The 16,804-nt window shown below is 62.6% G+C and carries 14 protein-coding genes; 2 read left to right on the forward strand and 12 right to left on the reverse strand.

The features are described from left to right. Window positions 1–1,049 precede the first annotated feature (1,049 nt). Window positions 1,050–1,745: a hypothetical protein gene (locus GFY24_RS29785; RefSeq protein WP_153808444.1), complete on the reverse strand. Its 696-nt coding sequence runs from the start codon at window positions 1,743–1,745 to the stop codon at window positions 1,050–1,052. A 208-nt stretch (window positions 1,746–1,953) separates the two neighbouring features. Here GFY24_RS29785 and GFY24_RS29790 point away from each other — a divergent pair, with 208 nt between their 5' ends. Continuing rightward, a complete protein-coding gene (locus GFY24_RS29790; RefSeq protein WP_153808445.1) occupies window positions 1,954–2,565 on the forward strand; it encodes a Uma2 family endonuclease in 612 nt (203 codons plus the stop codon). 159 nt (window positions 2,566–2,724) lie between these two features. Here GFY24_RS29790 and GFY24_RS29795 read toward each other — a convergent pair whose 3' ends face one another. From GFY24_RS29795 to GFY24_RS29810, 4 genes are all read right to left on the reverse strand, one after another. Then, a complete protein-coding gene (locus GFY24_RS29795; RefSeq protein ID WP_153808446.1) occupies window positions 2,725–3,504 on the reverse strand; it encodes a YgjP-like metallopeptidase domain-containing protein in 780 nt (259 codons plus the stop codon). Continuing rightward, window positions 3,501–6,932, reverse strand: coding sequence for a type I restriction endonuclease subunit R (locus GFY24_RS29800; protein WP_194853069.1), 3,432 nt, complete (start codon window positions 6,930–6,932; stop codon window positions 3,501–3,503). Before GFY24_RS29800 ends, GFY24_RS29795 begins: the two co-directional genes overlap by 4 nt. Window positions 6,933–7,227: 295 nt before the next feature. Further along, window positions 7,228–7,419 carry a DUF397 domain-containing protein gene (locus GFY24_RS29805; protein WP_309231503.1) on the reverse strand — a complete coding sequence of 64 codons (192 nt, stop codon included), beginning with the start codon at window positions 7,417–7,419 and terminating at the stop codon, window positions 7,228–7,230. Next, window positions 7,416–8,306 carry a helix-turn-helix transcriptional regulator gene (locus GFY24_RS29810; RefSeq protein ID WP_153808448.1) on the reverse strand — a complete coding sequence of 297 codons (891 nt, stop codon included), beginning with the start codon at window positions 8,304–8,306 and terminating at the stop codon, window positions 7,416–7,418. The genes GFY24_RS29805 and GFY24_RS29810 overlap by 4 nt, the downstream gene beginning before the upstream one ends. Window positions 8,307–8,979: 673 nt before the next feature. On the opposite strand from GFY24_RS29810, the gene GFY24_RS29815 reads away from it, so the two are divergent. Next, window positions 8,980–9,189 (forward strand): hypothetical protein, encoded by a 210-nt coding sequence (locus tag GFY24_RS29815; RefSeq protein ID WP_153808449.1) that lies wholly within the window; start codon window positions 8,980–8,982, stop codon window positions 9,187–9,189. On the opposite strand, the gene GFY24_RS29820 is transcribed toward GFY24_RS29815, so the two are convergent. From GFY24_RS29820 to GFY24_RS29850, 7 genes are all read right to left on the reverse strand, one after another. Beyond that, a complete protein-coding gene (locus tag GFY24_RS29820; protein ID WP_153808450.1) occupies window positions 9,158–10,351 on the reverse strand; it encodes a restriction endonuclease subunit S in 1,194 nt (397 codons plus the stop codon). The genes GFY24_RS29815 and GFY24_RS29820 overlap by 32 nt on opposite strands. Beyond that, window positions 10,341–12,932, reverse strand: a complete 2,592-nt coding sequence (locus GFY24_RS29825; RefSeq protein ID WP_309231504.1) for a class I SAM-dependent DNA methyltransferase — start codon at window positions 12,930–12,932, stop codon at window positions 10,341–10,343. The genes GFY24_RS29820 and GFY24_RS29825 overlap by 11 nt, the downstream gene beginning before the upstream one ends. A 144-nt stretch (window positions 12,933–13,076) precedes the next feature. Beyond that, window positions 13,077–13,871 carry an RloB family protein gene (locus GFY24_RS29830; RefSeq protein ID WP_153808452.1) on the reverse strand — a complete coding sequence of 265 codons (795 nt, stop codon included), beginning with the start codon at window positions 13,869–13,871 and terminating at the stop codon, window positions 13,077–13,079. Between the two features lie 50 nt (window positions 13,872–13,921). Continuing rightward, a complete protein-coding gene (locus GFY24_RS29835) occupies window positions 13,922–15,199 on the reverse strand; it encodes an ATP/GTP-binding protein (RefSeq protein ID WP_153808453.1) in 1,278 nt (425 codons plus the stop codon). Between the two features lie 633 nt (window positions 15,200–15,832). Continuing rightward, the gene (locus tag GFY24_RS29840; protein WP_153808454.1) at window positions 15,833–16,252 is read right to left on the reverse strand and encodes a PIN domain nuclease; all 420 of its coding nucleotides are present in this window, start codon (window positions 16,250–16,252) and stop codon (window positions 15,833–15,835) included. Continuing rightward, the gene (locus tag GFY24_RS29845; RefSeq protein ID WP_153808455.1) at window positions 16,249–16,458 is read right to left on the reverse strand and encodes a type II toxin-antitoxin system VapB family antitoxin; all 210 of its coding nucleotides are present in this window, start codon (window positions 16,456–16,458) and stop codon (window positions 16,249–16,251) included. Before GFY24_RS29845 ends, GFY24_RS29840 begins: the two co-directional genes overlap by 4 nt. A gap of 158 nt (window positions 16,459–16,616) precedes the next feature. Then, the gene (locus tag GFY24_RS29850; protein ID WP_067519449.1) at window positions 16,617–16,802 is read right to left on the reverse strand and encodes a type Z 30S ribosomal protein S14; all 186 of its coding nucleotides are present in this window, start codon (window positions 16,800–16,802) and stop codon (window positions 16,617–16,619) included. Between the last annotated feature and the right edge of the window lie 2 nt (window positions 16,803–16,804).

The following is a 16,804-nucleotide window of genomic DNA, read 5'->3' on the forward strand; positions in this document are numbered from 1 at the left end:
CCCCGGCGGCCACGACCGAGGCCCCGGCACCGATCAGATCCCAGAAACGACACATGACCGACTTCAACGGCAGATGACTCATCAACACTCCAGATCAGGGGTGTTGCATCCACCACTTGAATCCACCGTCAGGACTTTGTCGTTCTTGCCGGTGACGCTGACCGTGGGGACGGACGCGCCGAGGGCGGGATCAGGGGTCGACGGGTTGATCGCCTGGCCGACGACCGCAGTATAGAAGTGGAAGTCGTTGGTGCTATCGGTATCTCGATATACGACGTGGCCGTCGATCGGGTCGGCGGGCTGGTCGTCGGGGCGGGAGCCGAGGATGGATTTTTGTTTCTCGTAGCCGTAGGCGATCGAAATCTCGTCGCCGCGGTAGGTGAAGTCGCAGGTGCGCATGCGGCGATCGGCGGGATTCACGGTTACGCCCAGCTTGGGCAGAACGTCGCAAGGGTCGGCGGCGGTCAGGACCGTATGTACCGAATCGGGTGAGGTGCCGCGCGGGGGTTCTTTCACCCATTCGGCGATGGCGGTGTGCAGCAGCTGCTCGCCGAGGTCGCAGGGTTCGGTACCCAATGGCGTGTCGATGAACATCATCAGCGCGGCACCGGATGGGAATTGCGCTGTGGCCGTGCAGCTTCGCTCGACGAGCTGTCCGAACTGCTCGGCCGAGAGATTCTCGCGATTGCCCGCGAGCGATACTCGGGTACCGTCGATCGTCTTGTCGATGCTCTTGGCACCCTTCTGCACGGTGGCCACGACCACCGCCCAGCTGACATCGATGCCCTTGTACGACTCCGCCGGACCGGTCTCCGCCTTACACGAATCGGGCTGATCGTTCTGCACGGACCGCACCGCGCCGAGCTTGCCCAATTCGGCGCGGGACAGCAGTGCGCACGGATCGATACCGCGAGCCCGATGCAGCACCTCGAGCCGCTGCTCATCGTTCTGCGGTGCGGTGAACCAGAATCCGGTCGGCTGAGTCGATCCCCCATCCCCACACGCGGTGAGAACGAGCAGTGACAGCACGGCCCAAGCCGAGCGGCGAATCATCGAGCGGAGCCGAGGCAGAGTGCCTTGGGGAGGATGTCGCCGGGGCGCGTGTAGGTGTAGGTGGCATGGGAGCCGGGGATATTTTTGCAGAAGGATTCGTCGATCTGGGAGCTCAGGATTTTGTAGTCGGCGTCGGGGCTGGTGCAAGGGGTGACCACTACCTCGTTCTGACCCGACTTCTTCAGGCAGTCACCGATATTGGCGTTGTCGACCGTGCGGGTGGGGTCGGAATCCTTTGCGATCAAACAGAATACGACGCCACTACCGATGGATCCGATGCCCTCCTTGGCCTTCAGCACATAGCTGTAGCTGGTTTGCGTACCAGCCACACTGCTGCACTTCGAGTCCGACATGAAGCTGGTGGTGTCGAGCCGAGCCAGCACGCGATAGACAGCGGTGGGATCCCCACAATCCACCTTCTTCACATCATTCACGCTGGTATCGGTGACGCACTCACCCTTCTGCGCGGTATTCACGGCGTGCGCGACATCAGCACCCTTGATCCCCACACAAATCGCCCCATCCCCCTTGTCGTAGTACACGTACTCGGTCCCCGCGACATCCACACACTTGTCATGCGCCTTACCGCTCCCCGCGCGGTCGAGCACCACGAACCCGGCCTCCGACGCATCACACCCCACCTTGTCGAAGCTGTCATCCCCCGACTTCTTCAAACAATCCCCCTGCGCCATCGACGAAGAATCCCCGCCGATCAACCCACACCCACTCGTGAACAACGCCAACAACACAGCCGAAACCGCAACAGCCCAACGCATCCGGAATCCCCTCCACTTATCCGATGAACCGCCACGCTAGCGAACCAACGCGACCCAGACCAATCGGAAACCGCGAAGCCAGACCCAACCCTGACTGTCGCTTGAGATAAGTAAGGTGAGCGGTATGCCGCCGTCGAAGAACGAGTTACTTCGCCTGGTATCGGTGGAGGAGTTCTTGGCGGGGCCTCCTGGCTCGTTCGCGGAGATCCATGACGGTGCGTTGATCACCGCTAAACCGCAGTCACCGCAACATGATCTGGTTATTCGGCGGTTGGCGGCGGCGTTGGAATATGCCGTCGACCCACAGGGGCCGTGCCGTGAGGTTCACAGTGACACGCCGGTGCGGCTTGCGGATGCCGAATCCGGTGAGAAGAATCGTCGGCTGCGGGTTCGGTATCCGGATCTGATGATGCGTGACTGTAGTGACGGTCCGTATGACGTTCAGCGGGTCGCGCGGCAGATTCTGCTGGTGGTCGAGGTGACCTCGGAGGATACGGTCGACACCGATATCGGGGTGAAGCGCGAACTGTATGCGCGCGAGGGGATTCCGGTCTATCTGATCGTGCACTTCGATAAGGGCTGGCAGCAGATCACCGAGATCGAGGAGTGCCGGCTCGATTGGTCAGGGCGGCGGTACGTCACTCGGCACACGCATACCGACGCGTTGGTGCTGACCGATCCGGTGAATCTCGCGATCACCTTCGCGGATTTGCAGAGCCGACTTCCCCGACGCTGAGTACACAGGTTCACCCCGGGACCGCGAAAGCCCCTCCCGATCGGAAGATGTCGCCCCTTGTGACACTGAGGCTCCAGCTGAGACAGATACTGCTGGCGGCCTTCAGGTTTGAACAGTCAGCTCACGAGGAGACATGGGTCGCGATGTGTGCGATCCGAGTCAAAGCCTCATGTGGCGCACTGCTCCCAGCCACGCCGACGCGCCGAGCACCGCCAATCGCCGCTCCCGCAGCGCGAAGTCCGGGACGAGTCTTCCGAGTTCACGCCAGAACTCTTCGGAATGCGTGCTGACCCGCAAGTGGGTGAGTTCGTGTGCGAGCACGAGTTCGATGAGGTCCGCAGGCAGTTGAAAAGTGGCCCAGTGAATCGAGATTCGACCGCCACGTTCGCGCAGGCCCCACTTGGCGCCGAGGTCACGAACCATGGTTGTAGGCGTGGGTAGTCCGGCCGCGCGAGCCAGCATGGGCATGGCGTCCTCGATCAACTCCTCGCCGCAGGCGGCATACCAGTCGATGAGCCGCCCCGCCGTGGGCTTATCCCCCGGTATCACCACCAGTTCCAGCCAGTCGTCGATCAACTGGGCACTGAACTCGGCACCGGTGACGACTCGCAGTCGATAGGTGCGGCCGAGGTAGTCGAAGTGTTCACCATCGACGAGTTCCTTTGCCGGGTGCGCGGCCTCGACTCCCCGATGTCTGGCCACAGCCCGCGCCACGCGATCAACATGGCCCGCGAGCAATGTCGCGATGTCTTCCTCGGCGAGGTTCTCTGGCACAGCCACGGTCACCACGCCGCCCGCCCATATCTCGATGCCGAGTGTTTTGCGGCGGCGGCGTTCGATGGTCACCCGCCAGTCGGGTGGCAGCCGAAGATCCGTGATGATTTCCGCCAGCCGCTCATGTTCGGAGGTGATGACGACGCTGGATTGGTGCCGGGTCACCGGCGGTTCCACCGCCGGAATTCGTTTGGACGGCGGGCCGCCAAATCGACCAACTCGGTTGCAAGAGCCTCGGGTCCGACGTGGTAGAGGCCCAGTTCACGTTCCAGATAGTTGATCACTATGGTGACGCCTCTCTCTCGAACGATGGGCTGACCCGGAAAGTTCGGCCGTGAAGCCAGTTCGGCCAGACAGACGACGATGCCTTGAACCGCCACGGATACATCCAGTCTCGGTAACTTCGCGTCCGGCCCGGCCCGCCGCAGTGCCTTCTCCAGCTTCTCCCGCACCGGGACCACGGTGAAGTATGCCAGCCCCTCCCGCAGATCCGCCGCCGACGCCTCGCGCTCCGCACTGACCATATCGGCGAGTTCGTCAGCAGCGGCTTCGAAATCACGCTCCATGGATTGGGTTATCCGGTCGAGCCGTTCGCTGAGCCGTTCGTAGCGATCCGGATCGACAGCCGTGGGCAGGCTTACCTCGATCCGGCTGCGCAGGGCACTGGCCATCTCCATCGCGCGTTCCCGGTCGTCGAATAGACCGTCGAGTGTGTCGAGATAGCCGTCGGCGGTGAGGTCGCTGGGCGGCACCCGCTGCTCGATCCCCGTCAATCGCAAGTGTTCATCGATGAGCGCACGCACCTTCGCCCCATACGCACGGGGGCTGAAGTCGGCGCGATCATCTCGATCCCTGGCGCGCAGTCGGTACTGCACCTCTCCAAGCCGCTGCGCGAACGAGGTGTACCGCAGTGCTTGAGGGCGCGGCAGCACGGCGTTGAGCGCGGTGAGGAAATCGCGAGCCAGCTCGTCGAATCGGGCGCGTATCTGCGGATCCCCCAGCACTGCAAGCAATTTCGCACGGTCAGCTGGTGTGGAGAGATTCGAGACGCCTAGCTCATTGAGCAGTTCGACGATACGCCGATGCTCGCGCTGCAAGTGGGGGACCGCAGATTCGTTGAACCCCTGCCACACGGTGCGGGCGGGCGATTCGTCACCGCCGATAACTACCCGGAGATGTTCGCGCTCATAGTCATTGAGCGTGCGACGCATGTCACGGTAGACACCGACGTAGTCGACGATCAGCCCGAATTCCTTGTTTCGATACGGGCGATTGGTCCTGGCCATGGCCTGCAGCAACTCCACTCCACGCATTTCTCGATCCAGGTAGATGACCTGTTCCACCGGAGCATCGAAACCGGTGAGCAGCATGGACTTCACCACCAGAAAGGCCAGTGGCCGGCTGACGGGAACGGCCTGAACGGCGTGATCGGCACCCGGTCCCTCGTCCCACGGGTCGCCTGCGGAAGACGAGCCGTGCACGGGTGCGTCGGCCACGCCGCCATGTGTGTTGGCCTGCCACGGTTGATCCGTGAGCCACTCGTGCGGGTGAAAGCCCCTCTGAAAATGAGCGATCCGCCGTTCTTGATCGCCGCGAGTGGTCCAGGTTCGCCACGACTCAGGGTCAGTTCCGCCGTTGCCCTCCGAGATGATGACGGCCGCGTCGATGGAGACCAACAGTTCACGCCAGTTGAGCAGCTCGAGCAAGCGCAATTCGGCCGCGGTCGCGTGTCGATCGGCCTGCGGGTCGTGGCGCAACTTGTCCAGTTCGTCCAGCCGTTCGACAAGCCTGTCCCGGGCCGCGAGAATCGCCTCCTGGTAGCGGACCGCGGCCTTGCGGGAGACCGCTACAATCTGCGCGCCGAAACCGTCTGGCATGGCGGTGTGCGCCCAGTGCGTGAACATGTCCCGGGCCTTGTGCTCGATGACATGCTCGGCCTCCAGCACCTCTTTCTTCCGCGCCAGTCTGCGCATGGCGCGACGACGCTGACCACGGGTGCCCGGCACCGCCGCATCGAATCCGGCGTCGAGTACCGCCTGGCGGAGAACCTCGAAACGAGGCAACCGGGCCTCATAGGCAACCGGGACGATCGACCGATCCGCTCGCGCGTCTTTCAGCGCGTAGACGTCGACGACGTCGCCGAAGATCTCGTCGGTTCTCTTCTTGTCGCTCTTGATGATCGGCGTTCCGGTGAAGCCGATCATGACGGCGTTCGGCAGTGAAGCGCGTAGTCGCGCGTGCAACAGGCCATCCTGGCCGCGATGCGCCTCGTCGACGAGCACGACGATCGACGAACTCGGGTTGACCGGCTCGGGCAGCGATTCGATTGTGCCGTCTGCTTTCCCCTCACCGTCCTGACCCGCGTTACCGTCCTCATCCTGCTGGGCCTTCTGAATCAGGATCATGACGAGATCAGCGGCCGGCCTGGCCAAATACTCACGCGCACGTTCGACACTGGGGGCCGGGTGGGGAGTTTCACCCGTCGCCAGCAGACTGCCGTGAATCTGGGTTTGCAGATCGACCCGGTCGGTGACCACGACGACCTTGTACCCCTTCAGTTTTCGCGTCGCCCGTAGGCGCCGGATCAGGAAGGCCATGGTCAGACTCTTGCCGGAGCCTTGCGTATGCCACACCACCCCGCCGTGTGGATCGGGGGCAGCACCCCGGTCGATCGCGTTTTCGCGATATTCCAATCGGCCGATGAGCCGTTCCACCGCGCGAAACTGATGCCAGCGCGCGACCTTCTTGACCACTCCCCCGTCGTCGATCATGAAGTCCCGCAGCAACCGGACCAGATGTGCGGGCCGCAGCACCCCCGCCACCAGTTCATCCTGCGCGGGTAGCGGATGCCCGTCCGGCATGCCGATCTCGCGTGCCACCCGCGAAAGTAGCTCGGGTTCTACGGTCCGCCAGGACGCGAAGCGGGTGGCGTCGGCCGTCACCGTCCCCAGCCGCGCCTGCTCACGGCAGGTCCCGATCAGCAACTGCGCGAAGCGGACGAACTCGGGAACAGATGCGGCGGCGGATGCTCCGGCATAACGCAGCACCTGATCGACGGCATCATCGAGTTGTGCCGGCCCCGGCCGTTTGCATTCGATGACGACGATCGGGAGCCCGTTGACGAACAACACCAGATCCGGAATCACCGGGTTGTGTTCCGGCCGGTCCACCCGAAACTGGGAGACGACCAGCAGATTGTTTTCCTCGGGACGCTCGAAGTCGATCAACCGCACGTTCTGATTGACACCGTGATCCCAGTCCGGCAGCCCCTCCACTGTCACCCCGGACCGGAACAACCGGGTGACCTCCAGGTTCCCGGCAAGCGGCGCGAGATCCGGGCGCGACACCAGTTCCAGAATCTGTTGAAGTCGAGGCTCGTCCAGCCAGGGCCGCCCATCCCGCCCCGGATTCAAGCCGGCCACGGCCCGCTCGAACCGGTCGGCGAGCACCACGGTCCGGAAGTCCTTCCGCCCCGAGCGCGCCGGGTCCTGCGGCTGTGTACCGGGCGGAGCGCCCTGTAAGTGCTCCCACCCCATGGCCACCAGTTGCTCGATCAGCGGCCATTCAACCTCGTCGAACTCCGGCTTCGCCACGGACGACGCCTCCCCAAATCCGTTATGTCGGTTAAAGATTGCTGACGGCAACCTTACCGGTGAGCAGATCCACGGTGAGAGATTCATTCATGGTAATGCTCCTGGGTGCGATCCAGCTACGAGCTGGCGTTCACTCGACCCACGACTGCTACGGGCTCATTGCCGGGCTTACCGATCCGCCGAATGCCCTATCCGCCCGACAGCCGCCGCGATCCCGCGCGAAGCGGGTCGCGACGACCGCACACCGAACTGATCGGGAGATTTGAAGAGTCACCGAGATTTTCGGCCCGCGCGGTCAGCGCTCCCAGATTCGACTATCCAGGAAGTCTTCCCATGCCTCGGGTGCGAAGCTCAGAACCGGGCCTGCACCAACGTCTTTGGTGTCACGGACATGCGTTGATCCGAGAGTATGCATGACTTCGACGCATGCGTTCGCGGTGTCGGACTCAGTTGCCTTGTACCACACGCCTAGAAGCGGTCTCTTCACTGCGCGTACTCCTTCGCCATTCGCACCAGATACTCGCTGGTGTCCGTCTCCGTCAACGCTACCGACCGCAGCGCCGAGATGGCTTCCTCGTACCTCGAGACAACGGGTTCTCGCTCGTGGTAGCTGATCGCGAATGCCGACTCGACATAAACCACAGAAGGTTTGGTCAAACCGCTAACGCCGGGCGGGAAACCGAGGCGTGTGAAGGGCGAGACCGTCAAGCCCTGATGAGATGGGATCCCGAACTCGATGATGCGAACGGTGATGTTGGCCCGCTCACTGAGCTCTGCAACCCACCGAAGTTGAGTTGCCATCACGAACGGACCTCCCACCTGATTGCGGAGGACGGCTTCCGACAAGAACGCTTCGACCCGAAGATCGCCTTCCGACAGGCGGACCTGGCGACGAGCGGTGAGTTCGAGCCTGCGCTCCATGTCTACGGCGGACAACGCGGAGCTATCAATCTTGATGATTGCCCGCCTGTAGTCCGGCCCTTGCAGCAGCCCCGGAACGATTACCGGGTGGTACGCGACGATGTGATCGGCGGACTCCTCCAACCGCAAATACCGGTCGAACTGTGGCGAGATCTGATCGGTGTACTCAGTCCAAAACCCTCGCGAATCTCCACGCTCCCGATCTTCCTTCTTAACCTCGTTCCACAACCCAAGCACGCTCGCCCGCACTTCGGCAGACGCGCCGTAGAAATCCAGTAGGGATTCGATCTGTGGACGCGACAGCGACGTTGGCCTGCCGTCTTCGAGCCGAACGATCACCTGCCGAGATTTATCCAAATGCGTTGCCGCGGCGAGTGGAACCTTGCCCGCTTCCAAACGGAGCCGTTTCATGACAGTAGCCAGGTCCATCCGCGTGACCGTCGATCCAGCCATTCGTTAACCTCACTATTCGGTAAGTGTCCGTCGCGGTCAGTGTCCGCAGTGAGCACTGACCGTTGTGGTCACTTCAGTGTATTTCGAAAGCTGTCCACTGAGAACACATTTCGATGCAATTCCGGGTGTCTACTTAACACATTCCATCCCTCTACGGCTCGAGCCCGACCGCCGCGCGGGGTGATCATCCAAATCGCACCGGGAGTTGTTATGACTTGGGACGCTTGGCTTTTGATCTCCTTCACCATGCTCGTCCTGCTCCCGCTCGGCGCGTGCGCCGCGGCGGACAGAGCGAACAGCGCAAAGAGCAGACCGATACAACGACATAACGGACAATTCCTCACCCTCACCGGCGAGCGAATCGATCACGGAATGTCACTGGCACAACCGGTCCGGCACCATCACAACCGGCGACCAGCGCACACCCGATGACCGCCCCACACACTCGCCCACGCCGCGCGCCCACCACGCTCGCGAAGGCGAAACGCGCACTCGAACCACATCGCGACTGCGACGACCAATGCCAGGCGAAACCGTTCTACGAGACGGCGATTCAGCGCATGACCCGTCAACCCCTCGGCTGGAACCTCTGGACGGGCAAATCCCCACGGCAATGAACGCCACGGGCATCAACCCAACTCACCCGAATCCCCTTCACACGGAGGTCAATCCAATGGATCTCGCCGACACACTCGCCCTGCTCAGCATCGAACAGCCCGCCCGCTGGCTGCAATACCGAGACGGATCCTGGGCACCGGTCTGGGAGAACGGCCGCGTCGGCACCTCATTCACCCACACCGAACTCCACGCCATCGCCACCGCCGAACCCCTCCCCAAACCCGTTGCACCGCTCAAAGATCACCGACAGCAACCCGACCGGTAAGCAGATCCTCGGCCAGCGCTTTGCGGATCGTCCGAAGTTTGGAAACTCTTTCAACAAGTCCCGCAATTGCCGCGCGAAATCCTTCCGCTATTCCAATGATTCGCTGTTGCTCCTCAATCGAGGCAAGCGGAATCGCCAGATTCTCCACTAACCGAGAGGTAATCTTCACCATGCTCTCGTTCGACCCTTGAGCGCCCGACCGAATCTTCTCTCGCACATAAGGTGCGCGGAGCACCAACTCGAGGTAAGGCGACAGACAGACACGATCGTCAGGGATCAGACGCATCATAAGATCTGGGTAGATGCAAATTCCGCCGACACTCTGATACCTGCCCACGTGACCAACGAGTTCTCGTGTATTGGCCCGGCTGATCAGCAAGTCACCATTGCTCAGCAGGAACCGCTCGACCTTCGCGACGTCGGCTACAACATTCTTCAACTGCCGAGGCTGAAATCCCTCGGGCGTCAGGCATCCTAGCCCCAGGGAACGGACGCCTGTCCACGCTTGGATGTCTTGCGGAGAGTATCCGTTACGTGGCTTGAATTGCAGTACATCACCCAGCCGTACGGCTGGATGGCCGTGTATCAGATCCGCCGCAACAGCCTGAGCGATCACGGATGTCTTGTCGATCCGCTCCTCCAGCGCTTCAATTTCGCGATCGAAGCTGGTGACTGCGTCGACAATTCGGCGCTGCTCCGCCAGTCCAGGCACATTGATTACAAGGCGCCCCAACCGCTGGGTGTCGAGCCGACCCGTACCATGGCTGGTGGTTTCCACCATCTCCAGGATTCGGGGGGAGTAGGCGAGCAGTGCGTTCGCTAGAAACTCGGAGTCGATCCAATCGTGCGGAATGATGGCCTTACAATCCTGACCGAATGCGACATCGCGCCTGGTGATCCCTACTCGAAACTCCTTGTTCAGGCTCATCCCCCTCACCACGAAGAGAATCGACCCAGGCGGGACCATCCGGGTTCCGGAGGCCGCACCAGTAGCGGTTAGCCGACGATCCGACTTCTCAATCGAGAAGGTGCGCATACTGGCCGCGCTAATCCATGGAATATTCCCATTCCAGTAGGCATCATTCGATGTGTTCGGGGTGCCTCCGGAAAACCAATCGCCGACATCGAAGAGGCGAACCCGCTGCCATGATTCAGCGTCCATAGCCAAGCTCCCACAACCAGTCGCGCATCGTTCGGTCAGCAAGCTCGGTGTCTTTCTCCAAATCACTCAACGAAACTCGGTACTTATCGGCCCAGCACTGAAATACAGTCATGAGTTCGCGCCTGCCATCGGCGACCACCCCGGCAAGCCTCGATCCCAGGTGCTCTCTCAACACCGCTAGTACGTGTGCCTCTGACTCCTCTGCCGCGATTGCCATCTCTGCGGCGGCATTGAGTTCCAGCAGGAACAGTTTCTGTAGGTCGTTGCGCTTCTTGTTGGCCTTGGTACGGGCCGCGCGGAAGCGTTTGACGTCGGCTTCGGTGACCGACGGCTCGGTCTCGCGGTCGTCGACGTCAGTGTCGTCGACGGCCTCATCATCCGTCGGTTCGGTTGTGGCGGCGGTGAATTCGGCGAGCGCGGCCTGGTAGGCGGCCTCCGCCTCGGCGGCGGCGGCCTCGGCCTTGGTCAGTTCGGCCAGGTAGTCGGGGAGAAGGTGTTTGACCAGGGGGTGTTCGAAGGCGCGGCGGCGGTCGGCGGGGGTTGGGGGTTTGGTTTTGCCGTTGGGCAGTTCGGTGGGGGCGAGCATGGATTCGATGCTGTGCACCCAGCCTTCCATGACGCGGTCGTAGCCGCCGGCGGCGAGGGCCTTGAAGTCGTAGCGGTTGGTCATCCACCAGTCGGCGATGACGCCGGCGACGGTGTATTCGCCGAGCACACCGAGCGGGACGAGCGCAGCGGTGAAGGTGCCGACCAGATCGTCCCGTAAGGTCATGAGCCGCTTGGTTTCCGGCAGCGTGGACAGGATCGCGGCGTGGGTCGACCACCAGGCGTCGAAGGCCGTCATGAGCTCGGCTTCGCGGGCGGCGGTCAGTGCCGGGAGGCGGGCGGCGGTGGCCTCGGGACCCTCCGGCAAGAAGTCGAGATAGTGCTCGTCGCGTTCGGCGAAGAGCTGAACGGCGGGGACGCCGTAGGCGTTGAATTCGTCGATTCGGGCGGCGACCTCGATGCGGGGCACGCCACCGTACAGGTGGGCGCGCACGTCCTGCGGTTCGGGAGCCGGTGAATTATCCACCCAGCGGCGGACATTCAGGTTGGCGTCGGCGGCGATCAGTTCGTCCTTGGAGACGATGCGGGAGTAACCGTCGAGCTCGGGCCGGTGGCGGTAGGCCGCCACGATCTTCTCGGCGTGCTGGGGTCCCAGCTCGTTTTGCGCGCGGCCGGCCACGTAGTCACGATCGGCATTGATGAACAGGACGGTATTCTCGGTCTTCTTCGGCTTGCTGTGCGGCCTGCGCAGGATCAGGATGCAGGCGGGGAGTTGCGCACCGTAGAAAAGGTTGGGGCCGAGTCCGATCACCGCCTCGATCACGTCCGCTTCCAGCATCTCCTCGCGAATGCGCTTCTCCTCGCCGCCACGGAACAGCACGCCGTGCGGCATGACGGTGGCGGCAACGCCGTGCTCCTCCAGCACCGCGATCATGTGCTGCACGAACATGAGGTCGGCCTTCTTGCTGTCCGGCTTGGTGTAGCCGAAGGCCATCCGGCCGTGCGATTCCTCCACCCGCCGCAGGGCCGGCAGGTCGTAGTTGAGCGAAAAAGGCGGATTAGACAGCACTTTCGTAAAGTTCTGCAGTCCGATGCGAGTCGCCCCGCGCTGGTAGCCGGGGTTCTCCACCAGGTGCAGTGGATCGGTGAGAGTGTCACCATTGCGCAGATCCGCGTCCCAGATGCCGTGCAGCAGCATGTTCATTTTCGCCATGGACCAGGAGGCGCCGTTCTTCTCCTGTCCGTAAACCGACAGAAGCTCCGGGTCCTCGCCGTGCTCCTCGACATACTCGCGAGAGAAGATCAGCATGCCGCCCGACCCCGCGCACGGGTCGTAGACGGTGTCCCCGGCGTGCGGGTCGACCAACCGCACCATCATGCGGACGACCGCGCGCGGTGTGTAGAACTCGCCGCCGCGCTGGCCACCGTCATCGGCGAACCGGGCGAGCAGATACTCGTAGGCCGCGCCCAGCATGTCGGGGAACTCGAAGTCGTCATTGCGCAGCCGGTATTTGCTGAAATGCCGGATCAGATCACGCAATTCGCCGTCGCTGAGCTTGCCCTGCTGACCGGTCCGGCGGTTGAAACCGATATGGCCGAGCACGCCGGAAATCGCAGAATTGTCGGTTTCCAGTTTCCGCAAGGCTTTATCGAGTTCTGCCCCGACGTTATCGACCAGCGCTTGAATCCCGGGATGCACGGTCAGCTCGTTGTCGTCGTTGCACTTCGGAGTACCCGCCGCATCACACTCGATGTGGGGACCGGCCCACCACCGCGCCCGAGCCGGCACGAAGAAAGTCCGCCCATAGGTTTGGTGCCGCTCGGCATACTGGCGGGCAACCTCCTGGGTCTCCCCGTCCTTGATCCGCAGGGCGTAGTTCCGCTCGTACTCGACCTGGAATTCATCCGAACACCGCTTGAGAAACAGCATTCCGAAGATGTAATCCCGATACTCGGAGCTGTTGATCCGCCCCCGCAGCACATCCGCCGCGCCGAACAGGTGCCGCTCCAACTGCGGGAGCGTGAGCAATGCCACGTGCGAGACCCTCTCCATCGAACGAATCGGCGTAACCCGGGGCAGGCCGACATTTCGCACGAACCCGGAACACACACCGGGCCAACAGCAGAACGTGCGCCGGACGACAACAGACAGCCGAGTGCCAACATAATACGAACCCGCTCAGCCTATCGAACGCCGCCTCGTACGTTGCGGGCTATCAGGCACGGTGGCGATTCCCAGACTGACCAGCAGGCGCCAAACATCGGTGGACGGATCACGGCCCAACACGGGGCAGTGTTCAGCATGACCGGAACGTGCGGACCAACGCTGCCATGAAATCCGCTCTCGCGCTTGGTCCCCAGCCCTTGGAACAAGATCCCACTGAGCATTGTCCGCGTGACAGTCGGCATGCTCACAGCGATTCACGAGAGCGCGCGCGTGATCGACGGCGTCTTGCTCTCTGTGGCGCAAAGCATTCCGACGAGCTGGCGACTTCACACTCTTATCGTGCCGCGCATAGTCACGGAAGGCGTCGGTCACCCGCGAGTTCCGGAGTTTGTCGACGACCGTGTCGCTGCTTCCGTGCTGCGCCCCGGAGAATGCCTGGAAATGCAGGAGGAACCATAGTTCGAAGGAAGGGTGGGAGAATCCGACTTCGACTCTGGCCTCCGCCGCGTCACGTAACGCCTGCTGAATATCGGACTCCCGATGCTGATCCCGGTCGAACAGCACCCAGGCCTCGTCGGCTGCGGCCTCCCGCTCGACAGCGGCCACGGTCTGGTCGGGACGCAATCCTCTGCGCGTGGGGACCCGATGCAGGATAAACTCCGGCCGGTCCGCGGCCCCGGCGCCGTAAGTGTCGGTCAGATACTCCAGATACTCCGGTTCGGTCTTCTGCCCCTCGCACGCGACGTAGATGACCCGACCCCCGCGCGGGCGCCCCGGCCGGCGCTCCAGCCCACGCGAATCGTCCATCGACCCACGACGTCCCTGAAACCCTTTGCGCTGGTCCTTGTTCCGAGCGCTCACTCCGACCCCTTCGCCGCCAGCCGCCGCGATCTCTCACGTGGGACCCGCCCCGGCGACAGTCGGGGTATCCCGCCGTAGCGCCCGCGCAGATAACCGCGCTCGAGATTCTCATCGGGCCGCGGCTTTGCGTCGATGAGCGGATACAGTTCGGTCTCCCCGGAGCGCTGTTTGGCGGTGATCCAGATCTCTTCCCGGTCGAGTGGGCGATCGAGCACCGGACTGCCCAGCAAGGTCGCGTCATGGGTGGTGAAGATCAGTTGCGCGCCATTGGGATTGGCGTCTCTGTCCTGAAAGAGCCGGACCACCTCGGCAGCCAGCGTCGGATGCAGGCTGGAATCCAACTCATCTACCAGTAACACCGCCCCGGCGTCGAGCACCTTCAGCAGCGGACCCAGAAAAGCGAACCACGCGTGCGTCCCCAGCGACTCCTCGCGCAGGAAATCGAGCGTGACCTCGCTGTCCGCCATCGCGCGGTGACGCAACCGCAACTCCCCGGACTCCTGATCGATATCGGCCCCGGTCACACCGAGATCGGCGACGGACAGCAACCCGATAATGTCCTCGGCGTACCTCGGCGCTTCCCGCGGATCGGTGAGCAGGCGTTGCGTCCAACGGGTACGGGAAGCGATGTCCGCCCCCGGGGTGACCAACCAGAGGTTGTCGTTGAACCAGCGGTGTACCGCCGACAGCTGAAGGTTGTTGAGCATCGCGCCCACCGTGAGGAAAAGCGCGTTCGGCCTGGTGAATTCGACAAGCTCCGTGCTGCGCCCTCGGAATCCGGTACCCGGGAACGCGAACTCCGCCGCACCCGCGTCGGCCCGTGCCGCCTCGCGATCGAACCAGACTTGACGTTTCCCCTGGGGGTAGGCGTGTAACCACTCCGCCTCGATTCGCTCGTCCGACAGCTCGAACCCGTAGGTGTACCGGACGGGGGTATCACCGAGTAACAGATCCACCTCAAACAAGGTGGACTGGTTCCGGCATTCTGGATCAAGCTTGAACGGCTCGCGCGGGACGACGCCCGGGGACTTCGACCATTCGGCGAACGAGTCACGCACCGCGGTACGCATGAAGCGGAACCCACTCAGCAGATTGGACTTGCCCGAGCCGTTCGCCCCGAACACCCCCGCAACCGGCAACACCGCCACCGGCCGCCCCTTGTTTCGCAACACTGTCTCCCGGGCGGCACCGTCATTGAACTCCGTGCCGATCAGCGACAGCTCGTGCTCGTCCCGGATCGAACGATGGTTGGCCAGCCGGAAACGCAACAGCATGACCGCCCTCCTCCCTACACAGAGAATCAACCCAATCAAGGCCGGTTTCGCGCGGAAAGTCTACATAGAACAGCCTAAGACGCCGCTCAACATGATGCCAGCTGACACAGCAATGAAGTGCACAACTGTCACACTCCTGCCACCGATGTACGCCGCCGTCTCGACATGACTCGACCGACCACCGGACAGATGAGAGGCGGCTGCGTTCGCAGCTGGGCGTGCGGTAGCGGAGACCGCGCACCTCAGCGATCAGAAATTTAAGGAGCCCCAGGCGCATGAGGAAAACTCAGAGGCGGCACTGGGGCGTTCGACAGTGAGCAAAGCCGTCGTGACGGGGACGGACTACTCGGTTCGAAATATGAACAGCTGTGGCGTGATTGCCTCTACCGCGCATTTCCGCACTCAGCTGGTCGGCACAGACCAATCGAAAACCGCCGTCACGACATGGCGAGCTAGAGCATCGCCCACCATGATCGAGGGTATGACCGTCACTGAACTCAAGGCCCGGCTCGCCGGTTTCAGTCACGACAGCAGTGCGGGTGAGCGGGCTGAAATCGACGCCGCCTTCGGCGAGGACCGGCTCGATGACTGAACCAACCCCAAGGAGAGAGGATCGGGCAGAACCGGGACGCCTCACGACACCGAGCCGGGCGCCGAGATCCAATGGGTAGGTTGGCCGGTCACCTTGGCCACGGCTTCGAAATCGTGGTCGTAGTGGAGGATCGTTAGGTTGTTCGCGGATGCCGTCACCGCCACGAGGAGGTCGACGACTCCGGCGCTGCGATGCTGACCGATTTCGGTGAGGGACTGCTGGATTCGATGGGCACGAACCCAGGCGTCGTCGGGTACAACCACCCAGCTGAACAGTTCGGCGAGGAGTTCCCGCTTGCGCAGGCGGTCAGCCAATGATGTTGCGCTGAAGAGAAATTCGAGCTCGACGACATCGCAGACGGCTACGACGCCAGCGGTGATGGGCTCGGACCACGCCTTACGAATCGACGGATTCGAGAACAGGCATGCCAGGGCGGACGTGTCGATCAGGTACTCGATCATGGGCGGTAGTTGCCCTTCTCGAGCAGGATGTCGAAGTCACCCCGTTCCCCCATCTCGGCTAGTTCGGCGAGCGCCTTGGCTCGCTTGATTCGCTTCGCGACCTCGACGAGGGCCGCGTTCACGGTATCCTTCTTGGTTGACGTACCGAGCAGGCGCTGCGCTTCAGCGAGAGCTTCATCATCCACATCGATCAGCAGCTTGGACATGAGATCCACCTCCTTGATATACGCGATAGCTGTACCGAATATACAAGATATTCAAGTCCCGAGGAGCGCTTCGTTGCAGGTCAAGCTTGCCGCAGCATGCCGAAGGCCCCCACCGAGACGGAATCTCGGTGGGGGCCTTCGAGTTTGGTAGTGCTACGTCACCAGGACGACTTGTGCACGCCCGGGAGTTCGCCGCGGTGGGCCATCTCGCGCAGGCAGATGCGGCAGAGGCCGAACTTGCGGTAGACGGCGTGCGGGCGGCCGCAGCGCTGGCAGCGGGTGTAGCCACGCACCGCGAACTTCGGCTTGGCGTTGGCCTTGTTTACGAGGGCTTTCTTGGCCATTC

It is taken from the genome of Nocardia sp. SYP-A9097, assembly GCF_009649815.1.
Classification (GTDB): Bacteria; Actinomycetota; Actinomycetes; order Mycobacteriales; family Mycobacteriaceae; genus Nocardia.

What these genes read in the sequence shown, in the direction of transcription:
- GFY24_RS29785 (WP_153808444.1), bottom strand. Translation starts at nt 1,745, where the DNA reads ATGGCGCAGGGGGATTGTTTGAAGAAGTCGGGGGATGACAGCTTCGAC.
- GFY24_RS29790 (WP_153808445.1), top strand. Translation starts at nt 1,954, where the DNA reads ATGCCGCCGTCGAAGAACGAGTTACTTCGCCTGGTATCGGTGGAGGAG.
- GFY24_RS29810 (WP_153808448.1), bottom strand. Translation starts at nt 8,306, where the DNA reads ATGGCTGGATCGACGGTCACGCGGATGGACCTGGCTACTGTCATGAAA.
- GFY24_RS29815 (WP_153808449.1), top strand. Translation starts at nt 8,980, where the DNA reads ATGGATCTCGCCGACACACTCGCCCTGCTCAGCATCGAACAGCCCGCC.
- GFY24_RS29820 (WP_153808450.1), bottom strand. Translation starts at nt 10,351, where the DNA reads ATGGACGCTGAATCATGGCAGCGGGTTCGCCTCTTCGATGTCGGCGAT.
- GFY24_RS29830 (WP_153808452.1), bottom strand. Translation starts at nt 13,871, where the DNA reads ATGGACGATTCGCGTGGGCTGGAGCGCCGGCCGGGGCGCCCGCGCGGG.
- GFY24_RS29835 (WP_153808453.1), bottom strand. Translation starts at nt 15,199, where the DNA reads ATGCTGTTGCGTTTCCGGCTGGCCAACCATCGTTCGATCCGGGACGAG.
- GFY24_RS29840 (WP_153808454.1), bottom strand. Translation starts at nt 16,252, where the DNA reads ATGATCGAGTACCTGATCGACACGTCCGCCCTGGCATGCCTGTTCTCG.
- GFY24_RS29845 (WP_153808455.1), bottom strand. Translation starts at nt 16,458, where the DNA reads ATGTCCAAGCTGCTGATCGATGTGGATGATGAAGCTCTCGCTGAAGCG.
- GFY24_RS29850 (WP_067519449.1), bottom strand. Translation starts at nt 16,802, where the DNA reads ATGGCCAAGAAAGCCCTCGTAAACAAGGCCAACGCCAAGCCGAAGTTC.